Here is a 23,483-nt window from a genome sequence, read left to right as displayed (position 1 = left end):
CCGTAGGGGATCTTTTTGTTAATTTAGCAAAACAGCATAGGCTTCATAAGGGAGAAGGGGTTGACTAATTTCTTTTTCATAATTATGAATCAGGATTTCTTTGATTTGTTGTGTTCCATTCAATAAGAAGTGAGCCGGCTTATCGGAAAAATTGACAACAACTACTATTTCTTCTCCTTCATACTTACGGATATAAGCTAAAACTGCTGCATCTTCTGTTTGAATACTCTCAAATGTTCCTTCTGTAATCACTGGTACTTCTTTTCGGAGCTGAATCAATTTTTTGTACGTATAAAATAGAGAGTTTGGATCATCTAAAGCAGCTGCTACATTGATTTTACTTGAATCTCCTGCAGGTAACCAAGGAATACCAGTTGTAAAGCCTCCTTGTTTAGAATTATCCCACTGCATCGGATGGCGTGCGTTATCACGTCCTTTGGCATTGATAGAGGTAATGATTTCCTCTTCTGTATAGCCTAAAGTGATGCGTTCATCATACATTCTACGACTTTCAATATCATCAACTTCACTGATGGATGTAATTGGATGATTGATCATCCCGATTTCTTCCCCTTGGTAAATATAAGGTGTTCCTTGAAGAAAATAAAGATAGATAGCCAACATTTTACCACTAAGCACCCTGTACTCTTGATCATTGCCCCAACGAGAAATGATTCGTGGCAAATCGTGATTATTCCAAAATAGGGAGTTCCAGCCTTTACCAGTCAATTCAGTTTGCCATTTAGAAAAAACCTGGTGCAGTTCTTTTGGATCAAGTTTTTTTAGATCCCATTTTCGTTTGCCTGGTTGCTTATCCAAATTGATATGCTCAAATTGGAAAACCATCGATAATTCCTCTCTGTCCTTGTCTGAATAAAGCTGAGCAATTTCGGGTGTTGCCCCCCATGTCTCGCCTACTGTGACCAAGTCGTATTCTCCAAAGGTGTTTTGATTCATTTCCTGTAATAGTTCATGGAGTTTTGGTCCATTTTTAGTAATGAATTGGTCGGGTTCTTTTCCAATTAAATCAATAACATCTAGACGAAATCCGCCTACTCCTTTTTCGATCCAGTAATTCATCATACGATAGATTTCGTTGCGCATCGTTTTATTATCCCAATTTAGGTCAGGTTGCTCTTTGGCGTGTAAGTGAAGATAATATTCTCCAAGTTCTGGAACCAATGTCCAAGCGGAACCGCCGAAGTTTGACTGCAGAGTGTTCGGGGGTCTTCCGCCAACGCCCTTTCTCCAAATATAAAAATCATGAAACTCGCTCTTTGGATCGTGAAGCGCGGATTGAAACCACGGATGTTCAGAGGAAGTATGATTGACGACTAAGTCCATGATGATCTTGATATTCCTCTTTTTCGCTTCTTCAATTAGTGTGTCCATATCCTTCATTGTTCCATAATCTGGATCGATCGCTTGATAATCACTGATATCATAGCCATTATCTTCATTAGGCGATTGATATACAGGACTTAACCAGATTGCTTCTATTCCTAGAAAAGCAAGATAATCTAACCGTTGAATAATTCCAGGAAGATCCCCAATACCATCTGCGTTCGTATCTTGAAAACTACGTGGATAGACTTGATAGATCGTTGCTTTTTTCCACCAATTAGTTTTCATAGCGCACACTCAATGCTAGTAGATCTTGGTTTCCATCGGCACTTAATGTGTCAATTACTTCAACGGCTTCATAGTCGTTCGTATTGGTCACGATCATCATCACTGTTGGGTCAAAGCCCGCTTGTTTAACAGCGTCTAAATCGACTGTTCCTAAGACATCCCCTTTTTTCACTAAGTCTCCATATTTTTTAGTCGTTTCAAAGAATTCTCCATTTAATTTTACCGTATCGATTCCAATATGGATCAGTACTTCTGCACCATGAGTTGTTTTTAACCCATAAGCATGTTTTGAATCGTATACGACCGTTAATTCCCCATCAGCTGGTGCGTAAATAATCCCTTTTTCTGGAATTACTGCAATGCCTTTTCCCATCATTTCTTGAGCAAAGACAGGGTCGTTGACTTCTTTTAAAGAAATAGGTGTACCTTTGACAGGTGCAGCTAAGAGTTCATCTTGAACAGCGATGATTTCCGTTTCAGGATCTTCATTGATTTCAACCGCAACTTCACCTGCACTAGTATCATCATCTGCAAATACAGACATATGACGTTTACCATAAGCATATGTCGTAACAAAACCAACTAAAATACTGATGACGATTCCAATCATGAAATAAGGAATTGATTTTGGTGCGATTGAAATAAATCCGATCACACTAGCAGGTCCCATTGCCACTGATAAAACATGAAATGCACCAATAAATACACAAGCAACTGCTGAAGCAATCATACCGCAGATAAATGGAAATTTAAGTTTTAAATTGACCCCAAAAATTGCTGGTTCCGTAATTCCTAGCATCGCTGAAATACTTGCTGAGGTCGCTAAACTTTTTTGTTTTTTATTTTTAGTTAATAACATAATGGCAAGTGTTGCTGCACCTTGACCAACATTTGCCATAGATGCAACTGGGAAAATGAAGGAACCGCCAGTACGTGCAACATCCGCTAACAAGGTGGTCTCGATTGCTGGAAAACTTTGATGTAGTCCTGTAATAACAATTGGTGAATAAAAAAGTCCGAATACACCTAAGCCAATTGCTCCTGTTGTATTATACAACCAAACAAGTCCGTCAGTTAAACCATCTGAAACGATTCTCATAACAGGGCCCACAACGATAAAGGTTAAAAATCCAGTAATAATAATGGCTAGCATTGGGGTGAAAGTAAAATCAAATGCATTTGGAATGCGTTTGTGGAAGAATTTTTCTAAAGTTGCTAAAAGCCAAGAAACCACTAATACTGGCAATACAGAACCTTGATAACCTGCTTGGGCAACGTTCATCCCAAAAATATGCCAATAATTCATACTACCTTCAGCAATCGCATTAGCAACACCATAACCATTGACTAAATCAGGCATAACCATCGCCATTCCAATGGCCGCACCTAGATAGGGATTACCGCCAAAGCGTTTGGTTGCAGAAAATCCAACTAAGATAGGTAAGAAAGCAAAGGGTGCAGAAGCTAATAAATTAATGATACTTGCAACATCCGTTATATTAGGGAACATTTCTACAACGGATTGTGGGCCAAATAAATGTTGTGCAGTTAACACATTGTTCAACGCCATCAATAAACCACCAGCGACTAAAGCTGGAACAATCGGAACAAAAATATCAGATAATACTTTAATAAAGGCCATAATTGGATTGTTCTTCTTACCGTTTACCGCAACTTCTTTTAAATCAGCGGTTGTTGCTTCTTTGACATTCGTTATTTTTATCAGTTCATCATAGACGTTGTTGACGTCACCAGCCCCAATAATGATTTGAAACTGGTCATTAGCTTCAAATGTTCCTTTAACAGCATCATTATTGTCTAAAGCTTTTTGATCCACCTTACTGGAATCTTTTAAAACTAACCTTAGTCGTGTCGCACAATGCGCTGCAGCTTGAATGTTGTCTTCGCCGAGTGCTTGCTTGATTTCCTCTGCTACTTTTTTGTAATCCATTCTCGTTCCTCCTAAATGTCATTTAAGCGATTTCAATAGAAGTGCTCATCTTTTGTATGAAAAATAGAAATGAAATCGCTTTTTCACATCCAAAGTATACCATTTTTTATAAAATTGTCAAACGTATAACAATAATTAAAATCTATTATTAAAAGGGGGAAATCTATATTTTTATTATGAATTGATTAACGTTTGACATTATATATCTTTAAAGTTAAACTATATGCAAGAATACGCTTACGAGGAGAGTACATATGTCTGTAAAAAAAGCTTGGACAAAAGAAGAACGTTATCGACCATATCAAGAATGGGATAAAACGCATTTGGCCTTATTGAAAGAGAAAATTGTTAATTCTAAATGGCGTTTAGGGTATCATATCCAGCCAAATACTGGCTTACTAAATGATCCAAATGGTTTTTCATATTTTAATAATCAATGGCATGTGTTTTATCAATCATACCCAATGGGAGCTGTTCATGGGTTAAAATCTTGGTATCATCTGACATCTGATAATTTAGTGGATTGGAAAGAAGAGGGAACGAAAGTATTTCCAGATAGTTTGTATGATAGTCATGGTGTTTATTCGGGGTCTGCTTTGCCTGTTTCGGACCAGTTGTTTCTTGCTTATACAGGAAATGTTCGAGATAGAGATTGGGTTCGCTATTCCTATCAATTAGGTGCTTGGATGGATGGCTCTGGAAAAGTTCAAAAAATTGAGGCACCATTGATTACTGAATCACCTGCAGGTTACACATCTGAATTTAGAGATCCCCAAGTATTCCATTATAATGATAAATATTTGATGGTCATAGGTGCTCAAGATGAAGCTGAAAAAGGAAAGATCCTTACTTATCAGAGTTTTGATTTACTTACATGGCAGTACAAGGGAGAACTAGACTTTACTGATAAAGAAATGGGCTTTATGATTGAATGCCCCAATTTATTAGTAACGAAAGATGCTACATTACTTATTTTTTGTCCTCAAGGTTTAGAACCAGCTATTTGTTCTTATGGAAATATTTATCCTAATACTTATGTGATCGGGGATTCTTACGATAACGAAGCGAATCGTTTGATTCAGCCTACTGCATTAAAAAATCTAGATGAAGGGTTTGATGTATACGCTACACAAGCCTTTCAAGCACCAGATAATCGTTTATTGTCTATTAGTTGGGTAGGTTTACCGGAAATTGAGTATCCAACGGATCAAGAAGAATGGGCCCATTGTTTAAGTAGTGTAAAAGAGCTGCTTATAAAAGATAAAAAATTATATCAACGTCCTGTCGCAGAAATGAAAGAATTACGTGTAGGTGAAGCGATTGAGTTCAACCAAGATTCTGATTCTTTTTTTGAAACAGACACAAATCAGTATGAATTAATGCTATCATTTGACCCGCTTTCCTGTGGAACGCTTACTTTGTTTACGAATAAAGAACAAAATAAAGGATTAACGATTAATTTTGACTCGCAACATGGTAAAATAACGATAGACCGTAGTCAAGCTGGTGCTGTTTTTGGAGAAGAATATGGATTTGTTCGATCGTTTTCTGTTGAACAAAAACCCTTGGAACTACAAATCTTTGTAGATTCTTCGATTGTTGAGATTTTCATCAATGAAGGTGAACAAGTAGCAACAATGCGAGTGTTTCCAGAAACATATCAGACAGGAGTCCATCTAGGTTGTGATGGAGGCTATCAAGGGGAATTATGGCAACTGCGGAAAACTAACCAATAAAGGATGAATGAACATGGTTGTCAAACTAACGGATGTAGCAAAAAAAGCCGGTGTTTCTCCCACTACTGTTTCTCGTGTGATTAATAATTATGGTTCTTTAAGCCAAAAAACGATTGATAAAGTAAATTTGGCAATGAAAGAGCTGAATTATCAACCAAATTCTTTAGCTCGTTCCTTGCAAGGGAAAAACACACAACTGATTGGATTGATTTTTCCAACGGTTGCAAATCCTTTTTTTGGTGAGCTCGTTGAAAGAATCGAAGGGAAACTATTTGATCTAGGCTACCGTGTTATTTTGTGTGATAGTGCCAATAATAAAGAAAAAGAGCGTCATTATATTAATATGCTTGCTGCGAATAAAGTAGATGGGATCATAGCTGGTGCTCATAACCTAGGAATCACTGAATATGAAGATATCGAGCTGCCTATTGTTTCTTTTGACCGATATTTAGCTGACAATATTCCGATCATTGGCAGCGATAATTTTCAAGGGGGCTATCTAGCTACTGAAACATTATTTGTTAAAGGTGCACGAAAAATTGCGATTCTTACTGGTTCACAAGAATCCAATTCGCCTACAAATTTTCGCTTAAATGGGTATCTGAGTTTCTTAGAGAAACACGAATTAGAACCTAAAATTTTTCAGATTCAAACAACGGCTAGATCAACAACGTTGAAAAATTTAGAAATCAAACATATTTTAGAAACAGAAGAAATCGACAGTTTGTTTTGTACGGATGATTTAACGGCTATCCTAGCATACAATCAATGTCAGCAGTTGAAGATAAACGTTCCTGAACAAATCAAGATCATTGGGTATGATGGAACCAAATTCATTCAAAATTATTTTCCTCAACTATCGACGATTGCCCAACCAATGGCTGATTATGCAGATATCCTAGTAGATTTGTTGTTAAAACGAATCCAAAACCCAGAAAAAAAACTTGAAAAAAATTACCTGCTACCGGTAAAACTAATTCAAGGTCAAACAATATAACCCTTAAAAGGAGTGAACAATATGTTATACGGTGCAATCGAGGCTGGAGGCACGAAATTTGTTTGTGCAGTAGGAAACGAAAATTTAGAAATAATTGAGCGTGTATCGTTTCCTACAGAAACACCTGAAAAAACCATGCGCTCTGTGATTGATTTTTTCAAAAAATTTGAAACACTCTCAACTATTGGAGTCGGATCATTTGGCCCAATCGATGTTAAACGAGAGTCTGAAACGTATGGCTATATTACATCTACGCCTAAACTTGCATGGAAGAATTTTGATTTTGTTGGATATTTAAAAGACCAGTTGGCTAACATTTCTGTTGCTTGGACAACGGATGTAAATGCGGCTTGTTATGGGGAATATGTTGCGGGATGTGGTAAAGGGTTATCAAGTGTAGTGTATTATACTATCGGAACAGGAGTTGGTGGTGGTGCTTTAGTAGATGGGCAATTCGTTGAAGGCTTTAGCCATCCCGAAATGGGCCATGTAATGGTTCGACGGCATCCTGATGATACATTTATCGGTAGTTGTCCATACCACAAAGACTGTTTGGAAGGCTTGGCTGCAGGATCTGCCATCGAGAAAAGAACGGGGACTAAAGGGCAGGATTTACCACCAGAAGATGCGTCATGGGATATTGAAGCATACTACATTGCACAATGTGCGTACAATACGACCTTACTTTTTTCCCCACAAATAATTATTTTTGGCGGCGGGGTTATGAAGCAAGGACAATTAAGAAAAAAAGTCCAAGAGCAATTCGCCAAGCTCATCAATGATTATGTGAAATATCCAGATTTATCGACCTACATCGTTACCCCTCAATTGGGGGACAATGCTGGTGTGATTGGTTGTCTCGCTTTAGCCAAGGATTTACATTTGCAAGCTTAACTCGAGGAGCGAGAGCAAAGTATAAAAAGATTATAGATTATTTTTCAAAGAGCAGGTAATTTAATACCTGCTCTCAGACTGTAGACAAATACGTTCAACATTCAGAAAATAGAGTGTTGAGCGTATTTTTTTATCTTAGTATCAAAATCAAAGCAAAAAAATAAAGGCATTCGCCTTTCTCTAGCCCCACAGGGCTAATTTCTTTAAATTCATTGCAGCAAAAATCAGTCTCGTATGCACTGCGACTTTTTCCAAGGTTCGGTATTTTGTCCAACGCATCCCATGCTTCTCTTTTGCATCGGCAAACACTCTTTCAATAGTTTCTTTACGTTTGCGGTATGTTTCTCGATTGAAGGAAGTATGACGAAGATGTTCTGCATTCTCCAACCCAGCTTGCCAAATATGACGGGTCACTACTTTTTGATGATTTTGACTTCTTGTGCACTGCTTCAATTGCGGACAATTCTGGCAAATGTAAGATTTTGACTTATATTCACGGTATCCCTCTCGAGTAAGTGTAGAAAAATGTAAGGGTTGATTTTCAGGGCACAGGTAACAATCGTAGTATTCGTCATAGACAAATTGATTTTTGGCTAGTAACGTTCGATCACCTCTAGGTCGTGTATAAGGAAGAACAGGGTGAAGTTTTCTCCGTCGGAGAAATTCTATAAAAGTGGCAGTTTTATACCCAGCATCAGCTGCTACAGCATGTATCGCTGGAAATTTAGTACAGATAGAGGCAACTAGATCAGGAGCAATTTGACTATCATGACGGTTACCAGGCGTTACAATGACATCTAAAATGAATCCGTGTTCATCACAACCAGTATGAGCAGAATAAGCAAATTGTTTCTCTCGTTCTCCTTTTACATAATACCCGCTCTCAGGGTCTACTTTACTTATTTTTCGTTCTTTCAGCTCACTTTCTGTCGGGAAAGTAAAAGGGCGCTTTCCTGCCTTGATGCGTTCCTCGTTAATTTCTTTCTCTAATTCTGATTGATAGGCTTTTGCTTCAATATGCGTCATTTCTCTAGTAAAATAATGCTTGTTTGCATTAGCTTTGATATGAGTAGAATCCATATAGAGAACATCTTCCGTAATCATCCGAGCCTTGGCAGCTTGTTCCAGTATGTAGGCGAAAATATCTTCAAAGAGTGTAGTTTCTCGAAAGCGGCGAACATAGTTTTTTCCAAAGGTAGAGAAATGTGGAATGGTTTCATTGAAATCGTAGCCTAAAAACCAACGATAAGCGACATTAGTGTCTATTTCTTTTATCGTTTGACGCATGGAACGGATACCAAAGAGATATTGAATGAAGACGATTTTGACTAAAACCACAGGATCAATACTTGGTCGACCTAAGGTCGAATAAGTTGATTCAACAATTGGATAAATGAAGGTAAAATCAATTGCTTTATCTATTTTTCGGATCAAGTGATCTTTTGGGACAAGTTCTTCCAAGGAAATCATCATGTATTGATCCCTTCCATTCATTGGGTGTTTTGACATCATTTTTTACGCGCTCCTTTAAAACGTTTTCATACATTAAGTATAAAAGAAAAAACTGTAGACGTCATCCTTTTTTAGAACTTTGTCTACAGTCTGAGAGCAGGTAATTTAATACCTGCTCTTTTTTTAGTATTATTGTTTTTAGAGTATCATAAAATTCCCTAAATATTATCCATCCACTTGTGATAAGCAGAACCATATCATAAGTAAGTTTATAAAAGCGGAACTAAAGGAATCATATTCGATCGTATCGGATACGGTTCCTTTTTATTTTAAGAGATGGAGAATCAAATTAATTAACAGAGTCCGCCACGTTGTTTAGATATCTAAAATAGCTAGAATAATCGTTATGGAGGTACATATCGATTTATTCCTATTCTTTCTGAATAAATTATGGTAGTTAACGATCTATGTTTTCAAATTTTTGTTATACTTAAAGCAAAAAAAATGTGGTGTAGTTAGTACGATTTATCTATTTTTTAAACTAAAAAATCAAGTTGAAATATTAGTATCAGGAGTTGAAAGATATTCGAGATTATGTCTTTCTAAAAGTTAAACAACAAATAGGAGGCTGAAATGAAAATTTTTTTGTTAGTCAGATACTACTGAACTTTAATTTTTACTATTGGGACTTGCTTACTTTTTCCCTAGTGAAAAAACAGGGGCTTTAAGTTGTTTTATATTACCACTAGTTTTTTCGTTGTTATCTATATTTTTTCCAGTATCGTTAATAACATTTATATTTTTTTGGAAAGACTACAAAAAGCAAGATAGAAAGCAATGAACTACTTTTATGTTGCAAATTTTTTTACTAATAGTGATTTTACATAGTTAGATACTATGCTACAGTTCACTTACTCTTACTTTAAGGAGAAAAGAATGAAGAAAAAGACCCTCATAATTTTAGGTATAATCATTTTAGCCATCGGAGGAGCATGGTATATGAAACGAGAAAAAGATTTAGCAGAATTACATGATATTCAAACAGATTTAGCTAATTATTTGTGTAATAATTATCGACTTTATACGAGAAATATATCTGAAAGTGACTCGAGTTTACTCGGATATAGAAAAAGTGGAATTTACTAAATTTTCTGTTGGACCGATGAAAGATTTAGTCGTTAATTTTAAAATCAATGATGTGTACTCAGATGATACGTCATTAAGTACCATTTCTGCAGAAACAGGGAAATGGTTGTACAGCTTCAATTTTATGAATAACCGAAATGAGTATGTTTTAGAACGAAAAGAAAAAAGCACTGACAAAAAAATGGCTGAAGAAAACATTATCTACAACAATAAAGGGGTGGAATAATTATGGCTAATATAGAAAAACCACCACAAAAAGAATTAGACGATTATAACAAATTATCGAAAGGGTCTTATCAAGTGGAAAGTAATAACGTTCAGACTGGGGAAAGATTAGTAGACGATAAGTATTTAGTATTAGATACCGTTGATACAAACAAAGACACCTTAAAATCTGAAAAATCCCCAAGAAAAAATAGTATGCAAGCCATGACTGTAGCAGAAATTAAAGATGATTATCAACCATACAGTGATAGTAAATTAAAAGAAGTTAAAGGCTATCCTGAATCAGTCGTAAAAAAGAACGTCACCATTGTTTATGCCGGCACAAGCAGTTTGAAAGATTGGACAACAGATGCGGTAGAAATTGGGATGAATGCGAAATATGAGAATGAGGCGTTCTCTTCAGCGCTAGATTATGCTAATGAAATTGCACGAAAATATCCAAAAGAAAACGGCTTTAACATCGGAACGACAGGTCATTCATTAGGTGGGGCAGAAGCGATTTATGTTGCGGTATTATTAGGCTACAATGCTTTCACTTATGGTGCTGCTGGGTCTGGATTATCAGATGAACAGATTAAGCAGTACAAAGGGACGATTGTGAATCTTTTCGATACCACGGACGCTGTGACAAGTGGTGTGTTGACTGGTGGTCGGAAAAAAATTCCTTTTTTGAGGATAGGTATCGACAATCCATGGTGGAGAACCGCTGGTCATTCATTAGATCAGTTTAAAGTCGATAAAAAAGGGAACTATATCAATAAATACGGCGATATCGTCGTTTATTCTGATTTGAATGGTGGGATCTCGATTGAACAAACCCTTTTAGCGCAAAGCATCGTTGAAAATAAGATGCAAATGCGTAGATTAGAACATTATGGTGTACATAAAAGTAGTGGTAAAAAAGAGTACCAACAGTTGAAAAAGGAAAATGAATGGCTTCAAACACAAATCGATAGTTTCACAAAATTAAATATTTTACGTAAAAAATTAACCGCTAGTGGTGGTGGTTTATCTAGAAATGAACAAATCTATTTAGACGATAGCCAAGCGTTAACTATTGTAAAGCTTGCCTCTTAAAAATTTGACATGGCAATGGAGAATGTCGTAAAGCTCTATAAAGATGCCATTAGAGAATTAGAAGAAATCTGGCAAGAAGGACGTTCGACGATTCAAAGTAATTGTCCAGACTTGTCTTATGGCGAAGTTTTGGATGCTATGCAGGTAATGGATTGTACGGAACAAACAATGGTGACGATCCCTTCACAAGAATTTCAAGAAAAACTAAGTTTAGCGCATCAAATGAGTAGTAAATTTAGTACTCTAACGAAAGATATTACTGCAAAAATAGGTGAATTAGTTCAAAGAGATCAGGAATTAGCGAAACAACTCGCCTAAAAAGGGAGAGATACGAGTATGGATCAAGAAGAGCAAGCGTTAGCGGATTATCAACAAGCGAGACGACAACTTGAAGAAGAATCTGACGCATTGACAAGAATTAGGCGACAAGCGGAACAAGTAACGAATGAAACCTATTCTGAAATCCAACGACAAGTACAACGATTTGGTGAAACAAATGAGCCTATGGAATGGGCAAGACATGAACTACCACGTCTTGAAGAAGATTTTTTCTCAGAATTAGATAGAGAGAAACAGACCCTTTTGTTAAAAGAAGATGAAGCGGAGCAAGCCTATCGCAAAAAACTTCAAGAACAAACTAAGCCGTAAAAGGAGTATAATTACGTGTTAGAAGCAATCGAAAAACTATTAAAAGAATATAAAAAGAATTTACAAAAAATGAGCGCTCAAGCCACTGCAATGGCACTTGTTCAGAAAAAAGATAGTCTTGTGAAAAAAACAAAAAAATCAGGAGAAACGGAATCAGAAAGTGCAAAAAGTTCCATCACTTCTGCAACAAGCGGTCTAGGGGAAACGGTAAAAGGGCAGTTTGGAAAGAAAGTAACACAAGTTTTAGAGGATCAAGGAAAAATGCTAGATAAATTTTAAGTTGAATGAAAAAAAGGAGACTTTCCAGTGGAGGAGCAAGAATTAGAACAGCGTAAGGAAGAACAGCGTCAAAAGATTCGTGAACTTGCACAGAATGTACGTATCAAAAGTTTAGAACATCAGTTAAAAGTAGAACAAGAAGCCAATCAACACTTCGAAAAAATGGAAAAAACGTTAAAAGAAATGCAAAAAGTGGTTGATTCCTGGGATAGGAAGTACGAGAATACGCCCGAAAAAAGAAGGACGGAGTTTCATGTCATTAAGGAAATCGATGTAAATCAGTTGTAATGAATGTATTTAGTTTAAAAAGCATTATATATTATATCTATGAAGATCAATCATCTTAATCGATGATTGATTTATTTTTGTGTGTCAAAGAGTTAACAAACAAGTACCAAAAAGAAAAACAGTTATACTGTGTCAGATTATTAAAAATGTAGCAACTCCAAATAAATAGTAAAAAACCTCTATTACCTTTTAGAGTGTGAAACTAAACCGATGTTTAGCTTCGCACTTTTTTTATCTACATTAAAATCTATCTTTTTATTTTTACTTCATAATGAGGATCTTCAAGAAGGAGCGAGATGAGTTTATCGAGTTGGCTGTTCTTTTTTTCATCTGCGAATAGCCATTGTAAATAGAAAGGTTTATTTAAAGGTAAGGGAGAATGGATGAAATTTTGTGAACTCAGATCTTTCGTGGCATATTTCGGAAGAAAGGCAGTCTCGTTTCCAGAGGATAGTAACTTTTTTATATCCTCAGGATTCGCTAATTCCAACACAATCGAAATGTTCATAGCAGAACGATATTGTTCAAGAAAGGCTTTGCGATAGCTGCATTTGTTATCGGTCAAAATCATTTCGTAAGATTCTGGATGATCGACCACATTCTTTTTATGGGTGACCAATTCAAAGGTTTCTTCAGCATATAAATGAACGTAATTCATCGTATTCGTTGTCATCTCATCAAATATAAAAATCAAGTCTAGTTCATCTTTTGCTAGCAAGTCAAAAAGTGTTTGCTCGTCTTCTACACTCACTCGAAATTTCATTTCAGGATAAAGTTGCCGAAGTTTTGACAAATAGGTGACCATCAGGCTGGAAGAAAGGCTTTCGATCGTTCCGATCCTAAGAACTTCGTTTTTTTGTTCTAGTTGGTTGAGAAGTTTATGATGTTCTTTCATCAATGATTGAGCAAATGTGAAGACTAATTCGCCAGCCTTTGTCAGAACAATTTTTTCTTTTCTCTTGAATAATAATTCCTGTCCATATTGCTCTTCTAATTTATGGATATGATAGCTGATATTACTTTGAGAATAGCCCAGCTGATTGGCTGTTTTTGAGTAGGAATTCGTTGATACGACATGGTAAAAAGATTGAAGATAGATGAAATTCATAAGCTCCTCCTATCAATAATTTTGATCAAAAGTATCTATTTTTTAAGTAACTATTTTAGCTTTTTATCGATTATACTAAATCTTAACAGAAAGGGAAGGTGAAGAAAATGAAAAAGTATATTTCTCAAGTATTCAATGATAATGTAAAATCGATCGAAGGGAATCGTTTCTCTGAAAAATTGATGTATGAAACAGATATTGCCGATTTGGCATTTGATTTTTACCACCAGTTGGTTGATTACACGATTTTAGATGTTCGCAGCCAAAAAGATTTTCAGGAGTGTCATATACCAGAGGCTATTTCCTGTCCAGGAGGGAATTTGCCTCAGGATACGCTGGAAGTAGGCGCTAAAATCGTTGTCTATTGCTGGGGCCCTTCCTGTAATGGTGCAACTAAAGCCGCTATGAAGTTAATGGCGAGAGGGTATCAGGTGAAAGAATTATTGGGAGGAATCGAATACTGGGCAAAAGAAAACTGTCCGTTAGAGGGAAAAAATACTTCTAGAGCACTTTTTTGGGAGTATGCTTCATTGAGCTAGACGTTCATTTTTATGCTGATGCACAATCGATCTATCATTTATAATAGAAGCTAAAGTGAAGAATGATTCGCTTTAGCTTCTATTTACTTTAAAATCAAAAATATGAAAATTTAGATAATACAATTATTCTTGTCCACTTTTTTAGGAGTTCAAACGTTGTATAAATGAAAGGAGAAACTAAAAATGAAGAAGGATGTGACAGTTGAAGAAGCGCTATTTTCATTAGGACAAGAAGTGATCCAAGTACTAATAAAAAAGGGGAGTACATTAGAAGATGCAGAGGACGCAGTTTCTAAAACGTATGATACGCTATTTTCTATGTTTATTACTCTCAAACAGGAAAATTTGCGGCCCTGGTTTTTTAGAGTCTCGTTCAATAATTATATTGATTTATTTAGAAAAAGGAAACGTGAGATGGAGTATACCGCTCAATATAGTGAGTTTCGATCGAATCTGATACATGAGCCACAAGATTTTTGGTTGATTATTGATTCTTTAAAAAATGAAGAAAAAGAACTATTATGGCTTAAATATTACTATCAGCTCTCTTATGAGGAGATTGCTGTTATCTTGGATACGAAAGTAGAAACGGTAAAAAAACGCTTATATAGAACTCGAAAAAAATTAAAAGCAGATTGGGAGGAAGAAGGATGGATTTAAATAAAAGTATCAAAAAAGCAAAACGAAAGCAGCTAGTGATGTTTAGTTGTATCTCAATGATCATTTTTTTGATTATGTCGATTTTGTTGGTCATTACTGTAGATAAAGTCTCAACAAGGAATTATCATAAATTAGATAAAGCACTGTTTGCCTATCAAACGATCGCTTCTCCGAATACACAAATAGATTCACAAGTGATTTCCAACAGCTCGATTTTTGGCGGAGAAGTCGTCACGAATCAATCGAAAAATATAGATGGTTATATTGTACCTTGGAGTAGTCTACGTAGTAAGTACAGTTTGTTCAAGCAATCGATCGACTACAATGAACTGATGCCTTCTTGGTACCATTCATCAAAAAATTCATATGAGTACAATCGTCAAACAAAACAAAAAGTTGCTACGTTTTATAATCCAAAGATCGAAGATTATTATGATGGCATAAAAAATGAATTGGATGACATTCAGGCTATGGAAGATTCTGTCGCCGAGGTAGCGATCTCTTTTGATCAGCCATATACCTATAATGAAGTGAAGAAAATGTTCCCGAGCGATGTCAATGTTGTATGGTTATACCTGTTTTCTGAAGAAAGAGATGAGCGCCAAGGACCTTCTGGTATGCCTGTATATGGTTTTCAATTAAATGTAGATGAAAAAAATCGCGTAGTTGATGTGGAAGCAGATAAAGCTGATTTTTTCCATTCATTTAAAACCTATTCTGCTGCAATGAACAACCAAGAAATAACAACATTTATTCATGATAATCAAGAGAAAGACATGGCGGATATCGAGGTTTTAGGTGTGATGGTCACAGGAGAAGTAAAACATTTGGCAGGATTAAAAGATCGATCATTTGTTAGAGGAAGTTCTATGGGGGTAACGGTGCCGATCGTTCCGTACATTATACCAGAAAAATAAACAGAAATTTTTTTATATAATCGAAAAGACAAGGCTAAAATTCAGAATTTTTACCTTGTCTTATTTTTCCCAAACGATCTGTACTTAGCGATTCTATCTGTTTTTCTGCAATTTTGTCTGATGTTCTAGTGTCATAGCTGAAATATTTTGCATATGTTGATAAATGTCTGCCAAAAGTGCTTGTGAGAGTTTAGCTAGTTTCTCGTATTCCTCAGAAGTTAGCATTTTCTTTTTTTGTTTTTCGATCAGATCTTGCTTGGTTTGGAGTAAATAAGCATTGTCACTAAATAAAAGACTGATTTCGATCGATTTATAAATACCGTGAAGTTCTTTGAAGATATCTAACGGGATAAACTTTAAATAAATGGCATAAAAATCAGTGATTTCTGTTCTCATATAGTTCCCGATTTCGGTAGAAAGTTCAAGCGCAGAAAGTTGGGCAGTATCTTTTCCTCTAAATACTGGATTGTATTTTTTGGTGGAAGGCGCCAAATATTCGGCAAGCAAGGTGGTTTCCCAAAATTCAGCAGAAAGGACACGTGCTCGTTGAGTGTATAAGTTGTAGAAGGCTGCATCAACATCTTCGTGAGCTTCTGTGGAAAAATTTTCCAGCAAGCAATATTTGATCGTCCAAATCAACTGTAGTTGGTCTTCTTTGGCAATTGAAAAATAGTCTGTATCTTCCCTTAATTCCTCGATCCTTGCTTCTCGTTTTCGTAAAAAATTCTCCAGAAAAAAGACAGTAGCATAGACCTCTACAGGGGTGAAAGCTAGACCAGAAATTAGATTTAGTAAGATTCCGCGAGGGGACTCACCTAAAATAAGCAGTAAATAATTGGTCAATGCAAATAAAGCAAACAATAAAAAGATAAAGAATAGTTGTTGGCGGTCTCTCTTCAAAAGCATTCATCTCCCTTCGATTTATGCACGGAAAACAGTACACTGTTAGGAATTTTATATTCTATATCTTAAGTGTACCATGGCTAGAGTAGAAGGTCTGTTTAGAGCGTCTACGAAAAAATGTGCATCTATTTTTTCGATGAACTCACCATTCCTTTTTATACTAAAAAGGAAAAAAATCCATAAACACGTGTGATACAATGTGCTTGAGCAACGAACTTTTGCATCTAAAATAAATAATAAAGGATGTTATGTGATGTATGTAGGATTTGATATAGGTGGAACGACGGTCAAATATGGTGTGCTAGATGAAAATGGGACGATTTTAGAAAAAGGAAGTATCAAGACGGAATATGAGCCTGATTCTTTTTATGCCAGTCTTTTAGCGATTGTCAAGGATGCACAGACACGGTTTCAAATTAAAGGAATCGGTATGAGTGCGCCGGGAATCGTACAGCAAGATGGACTTATGTTGACAGCTGGGGCAATCAGACCGTTGTATGGAGAAAATTTTAAAGAAAAATTGACAGCGCTGACAGGTCTGCCGGTAACGGTCGAAAATGATGCAAACGCAGTAGCGATCGCAGAAAAATGGATCGGAAATGCTATTGGCATGGAGAATTATTTATGTTTAGTGTTGGGAACGGGTGTTGGTGGAGGAATTGTGATCAATGGAAAGGTTTATCGCGGAGCACATGGTATGGCTGGTGAATTTGGCTGGATGATGATCGATAAGTTACCGGAAAAAGGTGATCTTGAAGCGGTTTCGATCAATAAACGAAGCGCGATCGTCGGCGGATTGATCCCACTTTATAATGAAGCACAAAAACAAAGAAAAAAAAATGTTATTCCAATCAGTGATGCGAGAGAAATTTTTGCTTTAGCTGAAGAAGGAGATGCTCTTGCTATAGAGATCACTAAGCAATTTTATGTCGACTTGTCTGTTGGATTAGTCAATCTAATTAGCTGCTTTGATCCGGAAGCTATTTTAATTGGCGGGGGTGTCAGTGCAAACAAAATGTTCCATAGAGAACTTCAGAAAACACTAGTAGAAGTCGAAACAAGACATGCGTCGATCAATTATTTGAGAGGAAAAACGATTGCACCCGTGATTCCGGCAAAATTAGAAAATGATGCTGGACTGATTGGTGCAGTCTATCAGATCCATCAAGCGGTCACTAAATAATTTATGGTATAATCTTTTTATCGAACTAAAGGAGATTGACCGAAATGGCGATATTTGATTACCTAAAATTAAATGACCTATCCTCTGTAGAACAAGAAATTTACCGATTTATTGTGAATAATCTAGAGAAAATCCCTTATATGCGTGTTCGTGACATTGCAGATGGCGCACATGTTTCCTCAACATCTGTTTTTCGCTTTGTTCAAAAAATTGGCTTTCATTCTTTTCCGGAGTTTCGCTTTTATATAGGCACTCATTTAGAGAATGTCCGTCAAGATGAAACTAAAAAGCACATTGGGATCGAAGAACGAGTGAACTCTTTGAATATGGGCATCTTTCATCCTGATGTTGAGTATCAAATAAAGAATATGGCCTATGCCTTGCGTGATAGTGACTGCATTTTATTCATGGGAATGGGGGCATCAGGGGCTATTGCCCAGTATAGCGCAAGAAAACTCGCAAGTTTGGGCTATTTATCGATTGCTTTGGATGATTTGACCTATCCTATTCGAAGTTTTTTACGCAGAGATCAAAAAAATGTGATTATTTTTCTAAGTGTTTCTGGTGAAACGAAAGAATTGATCGAAGTGATTGCAGGATTAGAAGATAAGAATATCGTAAAAAAATATTGTATTACCTTAAATAAAAAAAGTACGCTGGCTCAACAATGTGACTACTCTATCGAGTATGAAATCAAAGAAGAGCGTAAGGATATCTACCTAGATCTGACGAGTCAGTTACCTTCGATCGCTATTTTGGAAACGCTTATCAGTTATTTGAAGGATTTTCGTAAGGATCAGTGATCAACAAAAACGAAAAGAATAAAGCACTGAAAAACAGGTTGTAGCAACGTGTCTTTCAGTGCTTTATTCTTTTTTGCAGATGATGTAAGATTCAGCGCTGAAATAAAAAAGAGCTTTCAGCGAGTTTTTCTGCTCACTGGAACAGGTTGTTTCATGCATGGAATTTATTTTGTTTTCTCGGAATTTTTTTCTAAAGGGAGGCGCTTACTTATTTAGTGATTGAGGATATGTAATAATAGATTCATAAAATGAAAGGGGTTTTATCTATGCAAAAATTCAATGAGATCATCGATCGCTCACTAGTGCCGGTTGCGACGAAGCTAAATAATCAACGGCATATTGCAGCGGTCAGAGATGCTTTTATGCTGATTTTTCCATTGACGATTTCGGCGTCACTCGTTATTTTAGTCAACAATATTTTATTTTCAAACGACAGTTTTGTTGTGCAATTATTACGATTATCGAGTATTTTTCCAAATTTAGAAAGTGCTCAGCAAGTGCTATCTTCTGTAGCTAATGGAACGATCAACATCATGAGCATTTTTATTACGTACTTGGTTGCTCAAATTTTGGCGAAGCATTTCGAAGCAGATTCGACTTTGGTTGGTCTAACAAGTATTGCTTGTTTTATGATCTTGTACCCAAAACCTTTTAACGCTGACGACTTGAATGTGATCAGCACACAATATTTAGGGGCGCAAGGTTTATTTGTTGCAATGATCGTTGGCTGTTTGGTCGGAGAATTTTTACCAAAACTTTTTAAAGTCAAACGCATGCAAATCAAGATGCCGGAAATGGTTCCACCAGCTGTATCTCGTTCTTTCTCAAGCATGATCCCAATTGTGATCGTTGTTGGAGTAGCTGCGATTATCAACTTTTTAGTTCTGATGATTGCACCAGAAGGAATCAATGAATTGATTTATAAAGGAATCCAAAGTCCGTTGCGTGATCTTGGCGGAAATGTAGTAGGTGTTTTATTACTGGCTTTTATCCAAACCTTGCTATTTTCGATCGGGATTCACGGGCCAAATACCTTGAATGCGGTTCGTTCTGCTATTTTTACGGAACAAGATTTAGCGAATCTTGATTTTGTCAATCAAGGAGGATCACTTTGGGATGTACCGTATAAAGAAACTTGGGGCATTTTAAATGATATGTTCGCAAATATGGGCGGAACTGGTATGACAATGGGACTGATCATTGCGATCTTTATTGCTTCAAAACGTCCGGAACAAAGAGAAATTGCCAAAATGTCGTTAGTTCCGGGTATATTCCAAATCAATGAGCCAATCATTTTTGGTCTGCCGATCGTTTTAAATCCATTATTGATCATCCCGTTTATCTTAGTTCCGATGGTCAACATTTTGATCGGTTACTTTGCGACAGTCGTTTGGCAGATCATGCCTTCGCCGGCAATAGGCGTGCCGTGGACGACGCCTGGGATCATCAATCTGTTCTTAGGAACCGGTGGGAATATCGTTGCAGTAGTAGTAGGGATCGTCTGTTTGGCTGTATCTACAGTCATTTACCTTCCTTTCGTTATTGCATCGAACCGAGCACAAAAAATCGAGTTATAAGAGATACTTTCATTAAAGGAGCGTAATCATGACGAATAAAATAGGAGAAAATTTTTTATGGGGCGGTGCGATTGCAGCTCATCAAGCAGAAGGTGCTTGGAATATAGAGGGGAAAGGGCTGAGCATCGCTGATGTAATGACTGCTGGTGGAAATGGGATTCCCCGAAAAATAACGCAAGGAGTCATTGAGGGGGAATATTACCCCAACCATGAAGCAATTGACTTTTATCATCATTACAAAGAGGATATTCAATTGTTTAAAGAATTAGGCTTAAAATGTTTTCGGACCTCTATCGCATGGAGTCGGATTTTTCCTAAAGGAGTAGAAGAGGAGCCTAATGAGGCGGGATTATTATATTATGATCGTTTATTTGATACACTGATCGAACATGGGATCGAGCCAGTGATCACGTTGTCTCATTTTGAAATGCCGTACTATATTTATGAGAAGTTTGGTGGCTTTTCAAACAAAGAAGTCATTCCTTTATTCGTAAAATTTGCTACTTGTGTTTTTGAACGCTACAAAGACAAAGTAACCTATTGGATGACATTCAATGAAATCAATAATCAGGCCGATGGACAAGATCCACTGCACGTTTGGACAAATTCAGCGATGATCATAGAAGATGAGACGAAAAAAGAAGAGCTTGTTTTTCAGGCGGGGATCAATGAACTGATCGCCAGTGCAGCGGCTGTGATTGAAGGGAAAAAAATTAATCCTGATTTTCAAATCGGCTGTATGATGGCGTATGTTCCTGTGTATCCGTACTCATGTAATCCTGAGGATATGATGGCTTCAGTCAAAGCAAATGAACGCAGATTTTTCTATAATGACATTCATGCCCGCGGAAAAGTACCAACCTATGCACTAAAATATTGGGCGGAAAAAAACTATCAGATAGACATTAGTAAAGAAGAGTTAGCTATTTTGAAAGAAGGAACCGTTGATTATATCGGATTTAGCTATTATATGTCTGGTACGATATCAACGCTTGAAGAGATCGAAGGACAGGCGACCGAAGATATTCCAAGGGCAAAAATAGTCAAAAATCCGTATATCGAGGTCTCTGACTGGGGCTGGCCTATCGATGAAGTTGGGTTGCGTTATGTGTTGAATACTGTTTATCAACGCTATGATTTGCCAATGTTTATTGTGGAAAATGGATTTGGTGCTTATGATCAACTGACTGAAGACAATACCGTTCATGATGATTACCGTGTGGAGTATTTAAAAAAGCACATCGAACAAATGAAAAAAGCAATCGTAGAAGATGGTGTACCAGTTATTGGCTACACTCCCTGGGGTGTGATCGATATCGTAAGTTTCGGCAGCGGTGAGATGGAAAAACGCTACGGGATGATCTACGTGGATAAGGATAATGAAGGCAATGGAACACTTAAACGCTTAAAGAAAGACTCCTTTTCTTGGTATCAAAAAGTGATTGAAACGAATGGCGAGAAACTTTAAGTAGAAAAAAAGAAATGTGTAACGATTTTATTAACTACAAATGAACATTGTTTTCTATAAATGTGTAAAATATAAAAAGGCTGCTATAGTATTCCGTTAAGGAGCATTATGGTAGCCTTTTTTTGGTATATCGTTTCAACTGGTAGATCATCAATAAACGCTAAAAAAATAGAGCTGATTTTGAACGTACACTTCAAAATCAGTTCTATTCTTTTGTATCATCATCGGGTTAAAGATGCTTTGTTTGTTTCATTTTTTTCCACGTCAATTCAGACAATTTTTTTGCAATCACTCTATAATCGGAGACGGAAACAGTCGGTTGAACGTAAATAGTTGGTTGTGTAGCTCCAATAGTAGAAAGTGTTTGGGGCGACAAGATCATGTCACTTATGATCAAGTCGACTTGTGAAGTCAATTCATAAGTTGAGTCGAAATTGTACAAAGCTTTAAAACTGCTGGTTACCATATTTTCTAATTTATTACCGCTGTATTTTGAGAGGAATAGCACATGAATGTTTGGCTTATGTTTATCCCAATCTAACGTATGCATTAAAATATTGTGATATTCAAAAAGTAAATAGCTTTTGTAATCTGCGAATCTTGACATGATCGGACGAGTAAACTCTTGTTCTAATGCTTGAGTAAATAAAGCAGTACGTTGTCTATTATATGTTAAAAGATCGTCGTTAGGATCTACCCAAACAGGTAAATTCACAAAAGATTTATTGCCAAACAATAAAACACGATAATGTGTCAAACAAAGTTTATTGAAGATGTTACTATATTCGTCATTCGTAATGGGAGAAATCGCATAATTTTCCAGCTGATTCATCAAATAGATCACGCTATTTAAAAAGTTTTGCTCCTGTAGTTCTTTATTTAAATAAAAGAAATTGGACGCTCTAGATATGCCAGGATAACTGCCAAAGGCTAAGACACAACTCAACAATGTTCGAATTTCAATCAACCGCTGATCTTCATTCACTAAAGGAAGCATTTTTTTGAAAATCAAACTTAATTCATCAACTGATTGCTGGTACGACTCATGTTGAGAATCAAATAAGGGAACATTGATCGTTGCTGGATCGATTACATGCCCATTTTTGGCCCTAACAAGTGAGTTAGCCGTAAAAATACTAAGTAAGATTTTTTTTGAGGCAACCGCAGGATTATAAATTTCTGATGGAAACAGAGTACAGATATGATTGATCTCATGCTGATGAATATACGGGAAAGGCCAAGATTGCCCTCCGTAAGAATCTAAGTGCAGCACGGTATAAAACAAACGAATATGCAGTTCATTTCCTTGAATTTTGATTCTTTTTTTCGTATCGATTGTTAGTCCATACTTTGTTAATTCTTTTTTTAAGTATAAAAGTTCTCTTCTTAATGAAGAATATGTCAAATAAAACTGATCTGCAACCTCAGACATATCCCCTAAAGTATCCGAGAACATTCCTTCAATCAATTTAAAGCGAATAGACTCCTTCAAATAAAATAGAAGAACAAACTGTAGCGAAAAATCTTCAACGATGTTTAAATAATAGGTTTTATTATTATCATTGTAAGTCAACTGAATTTTATCCTCACATTCAAACACTCTGAAATCCTCTTCGATCAATTTTATAGAGCGTTTCAGAGTTCCTAGCGAGATATCCAATTCTTCCAAAATTTTGTCTTGTGTAGCGTAATAATCCGCGGAATTGTTGAGTAACTCAAGAATACGATATTTTTTTTGTAATGCATTATCAAGGAATTGATTCATAAATACACACGTAAATCCTTTCTTTATTAGTATATTAGTTATAACTGATAAAAGTATAGATTTTTTCTAAAAAATAACATGCGCAATGCAAAAAACGAAAAAAAACGATGATGTAAGCGATAATATTTAATTTCAAAAAAATAATAAACTATTTTTTAAGGTCGTTTTATTAAAAATAATATTTATTTATAGAAAATGGTACTGTTTTAAATACTATATTACCGCTGTTTTTTCA

General features: G+C 36.2%; 19 protein-coding genes and 2 pseudogenes. 15 read left to right on the top strand and 6 right to left on the bottom strand.

Going from position 1 to position 23,483, the window contains the following annotated elements:
- Positions 1-18 precede the first annotated feature (18 nt).
- Together A5889_RS07745 and A5889_RS07740 are read right to left on the bottom strand one after the other, a co-directional pair.
- Complete coding sequence (locus A5889_RS07745) at positions 19-1,632, bottom strand: glycoside hydrolase family 13 protein (protein WP_087640670.1); 1,614 nt, start codon at positions 1,630-1,632, stop codon at positions 19-21.
- Positions 1,622-3,583, bottom strand: a complete 1,962-nt coding sequence (locus tag A5889_RS07740) for a sucrose-specific PTS transporter subunit IIBC (RefSeq protein ID WP_087640671.1) — start codon at positions 3,581-3,583, stop codon at positions 1,622-1,624. The genes A5889_RS07745 and A5889_RS07740 overlap by 11 nt, the downstream gene beginning before the upstream one ends.
- A gap of 254 nt (positions 3,584-3,837) precedes the next feature.
- On the opposite strand from A5889_RS07740, the gene A5889_RS07735 reads away from it, so the two are divergent.
- From A5889_RS07735 to A5889_RS07725, 3 genes are read left to right on the top strand one after another with little or no spacing between them, the layout of a single operon-like run.
- Positions 3,838-5,319, top strand: a complete 1,482-nt coding sequence (locus A5889_RS07735) for a sucrose-6-phosphate hydrolase (protein WP_087640672.1) — start codon at positions 3,838-3,840, stop codon at positions 5,317-5,319.
- A gap of 13 nt (positions 5,320-5,332) precedes the next feature.
- Positions 5,333-6,316, top strand: coding sequence for a LacI family DNA-binding transcriptional regulator (locus A5889_RS07730; RefSeq protein ID WP_087640673.1), 984 nt, complete (start codon positions 5,333-5,335; stop codon positions 6,314-6,316).
- 21 nt (positions 6,317-6,337) lie between these two features.
- Positions 6,338-7,210, top strand: coding sequence for an ROK family protein (locus tag A5889_RS07725; RefSeq protein ID WP_087640674.1), 873 nt, complete (start codon positions 6,338-6,340; stop codon positions 7,208-7,210).
- Between the two features lie 180 nt (positions 7,211-7,390).
- On the opposite strand, the gene A5889_RS07720 is transcribed toward A5889_RS07725, so the two are convergent.
- Positions 7,391-8,722 (bottom strand): IS1182 family transposase, encoded by a 1,332-nt coding sequence (locus A5889_RS07720; protein ID WP_140405315.1) that lies wholly within the window; start codon positions 8,720-8,722, stop codon positions 7,391-7,393.
- A gap of 876 nt (positions 8,723-9,598) precedes the next feature.
- Here A5889_RS07720 and A5889_RS16480 point away from each other — a divergent pair.
- The 5 genes and pseudogenes from A5889_RS16480 (at position 9,599) to A5889_RS07690 (ending at position 12,325) form a co-directional block, all read left to right on the top strand.
- Positions 9,599-10,034: pseudogene (locus tag A5889_RS16480) on the top strand (hypothetical protein).
- A gap of 2 nt (positions 10,035-10,036) precedes the next feature.
- Positions 10,037-11,428, top strand: a pseudogene (locus A5889_RS07705) (Mbeg1-like protein).
- Between the two features lie 18 nt (positions 11,429-11,446).
- Positions 11,447-11,758, top strand: coding sequence for a hypothetical protein (locus A5889_RS07700; protein WP_087640675.1), 312 nt, complete (start codon positions 11,447-11,449; stop codon positions 11,756-11,758).
- A 15-nt stretch (positions 11,759-11,773) separates the two neighbouring features.
- Positions 11,774-12,037, top strand: coding sequence for a hypothetical protein (locus tag A5889_RS07695; RefSeq protein WP_087640676.1), 264 nt, complete (start codon positions 11,774-11,776; stop codon positions 12,035-12,037).
- A 27-nt stretch (positions 12,038-12,064) separates the two neighbouring features.
- On the top strand, positions 12,065-12,325 hold the full coding sequence (locus A5889_RS07690) for a hypothetical protein (RefSeq protein WP_087640677.1): 261 nt from the start codon (positions 12,065-12,067) through the stop codon (positions 12,323-12,325).
- Positions 12,326-12,572: 247 nt separating this feature from the next.
- On the opposite strand, the gene A5889_RS07685 is transcribed toward A5889_RS07690, so the two are convergent.
- Entirely contained in the window at positions 12,573-13,433 is an 861-nt protein-coding gene (locus A5889_RS07685) for a LysR family transcriptional regulator (protein ID WP_087640678.1), read from the bottom strand.
- 107 nt (positions 13,434-13,540) lie between these two features.
- On the opposite strand from A5889_RS07685, the gene A5889_RS07680 reads away from it, so the two are divergent.
- From A5889_RS07680 to A5889_RS07670, 3 genes are all read left to right on the top strand, one after another.
- Positions 13,541-13,972, top strand: a complete 432-nt coding sequence (locus A5889_RS07680; RefSeq protein WP_087640679.1) for a rhodanese-like domain-containing protein — start codon at positions 13,541-13,543, stop codon at positions 13,970-13,972.
- A 183-nt stretch (positions 13,973-14,155) separates the two neighbouring features.
- Positions 14,156-14,632 (top strand): RNA polymerase sigma factor, encoded by a 477-nt coding sequence (locus A5889_RS07675; RefSeq protein ID WP_087640680.1) that lies wholly within the window; start codon positions 14,156-14,158, stop codon positions 14,630-14,632.
- Entirely contained in the window at positions 14,623-15,549 is a 927-nt protein-coding gene (locus tag A5889_RS07670; protein ID WP_087640681.1) for an anti sigma factor C-terminal domain-containing protein, read from the top strand. The genes A5889_RS07675 and A5889_RS07670 overlap by 10 nt, the downstream gene beginning before the upstream one ends.
- A gap of 93 nt (positions 15,550-15,642) precedes the next feature.
- Here the strand turns inward: A5889_RS07670 and A5889_RS07665 are convergent, their stop codons facing one another.
- On the bottom strand, positions 15,643-16,455 hold the full coding sequence (locus A5889_RS07665; RefSeq protein WP_087640682.1) for a hypothetical protein: 813 nt from the start codon (positions 16,453-16,455) through the stop codon (positions 15,643-15,645).
- A 250-nt stretch (positions 16,456-16,705) separates the two neighbouring features.
- Here A5889_RS07665 and A5889_RS07660 point away from each other — a divergent pair, with 250 nt between their 5' ends.
- The 4 genes from A5889_RS07660 to A5889_RS07645 all read left to right on the top strand — a co-directional run bounded on the left by A5889_RS07660 (position 16,706) and on the right by A5889_RS07645 (position 21,483).
- Complete coding sequence (locus tag A5889_RS07660; protein ID WP_087640683.1) at positions 16,706-17,635, top strand: ROK family protein; 930 nt, start codon at positions 16,706-16,708, stop codon at positions 17,633-17,635.
- A gap of 44 nt (positions 17,636-17,679) precedes the next feature.
- Positions 17,680-18,438: a MurR/RpiR family transcriptional regulator gene (locus A5889_RS07655; protein ID WP_087640684.1), complete on the top strand. Its 759-nt coding sequence runs from the start codon at positions 17,680-17,682 to the stop codon at positions 18,436-18,438.
- 266 nt (positions 18,439-18,704) lie between these two features.
- The gene (locus A5889_RS07650) at positions 18,705-20,015 is read left to right on the top strand and encodes a PTS sugar transporter subunit IIC (RefSeq protein WP_087640685.1); all 1,311 of its coding nucleotides are present in this window, start codon (positions 18,705-18,707) and stop codon (positions 20,013-20,015) included.
- A gap of 28 nt (positions 20,016-20,043) precedes the next feature.
- Entirely contained in the window at positions 20,044-21,483 is a 1,440-nt protein-coding gene (locus A5889_RS07645; protein WP_087640686.1) for a 6-phospho-beta-glucosidase, read from the top strand.
- Between the two features lie 229 nt (positions 21,484-21,712).
- On the opposite strand, the gene A5889_RS07640 is transcribed toward A5889_RS07645, so the two are convergent.
- Positions 21,713-23,083, bottom strand: a complete 1,371-nt coding sequence (locus tag A5889_RS07640) for a helix-turn-helix domain-containing protein (protein WP_176372818.1) — start codon at positions 23,081-23,083, stop codon at positions 21,713-21,715.
- Positions 23,084-23,483 lie beyond the last annotated feature (400 nt).

Origin of the sequence: Enterococcus sp. 9D6_DIV0238, assembly GCF_002174455.2 — a bacterium.
GTDB classification, from domain to species: Bacteria; Bacillota; Bacilli; order Lactobacillales; family Enterococcaceae; genus Enterococcus_L; species Enterococcus_L dunnyi.
This window is presented reverse-complemented; position numbering and strand designations above follow the sequence as displayed.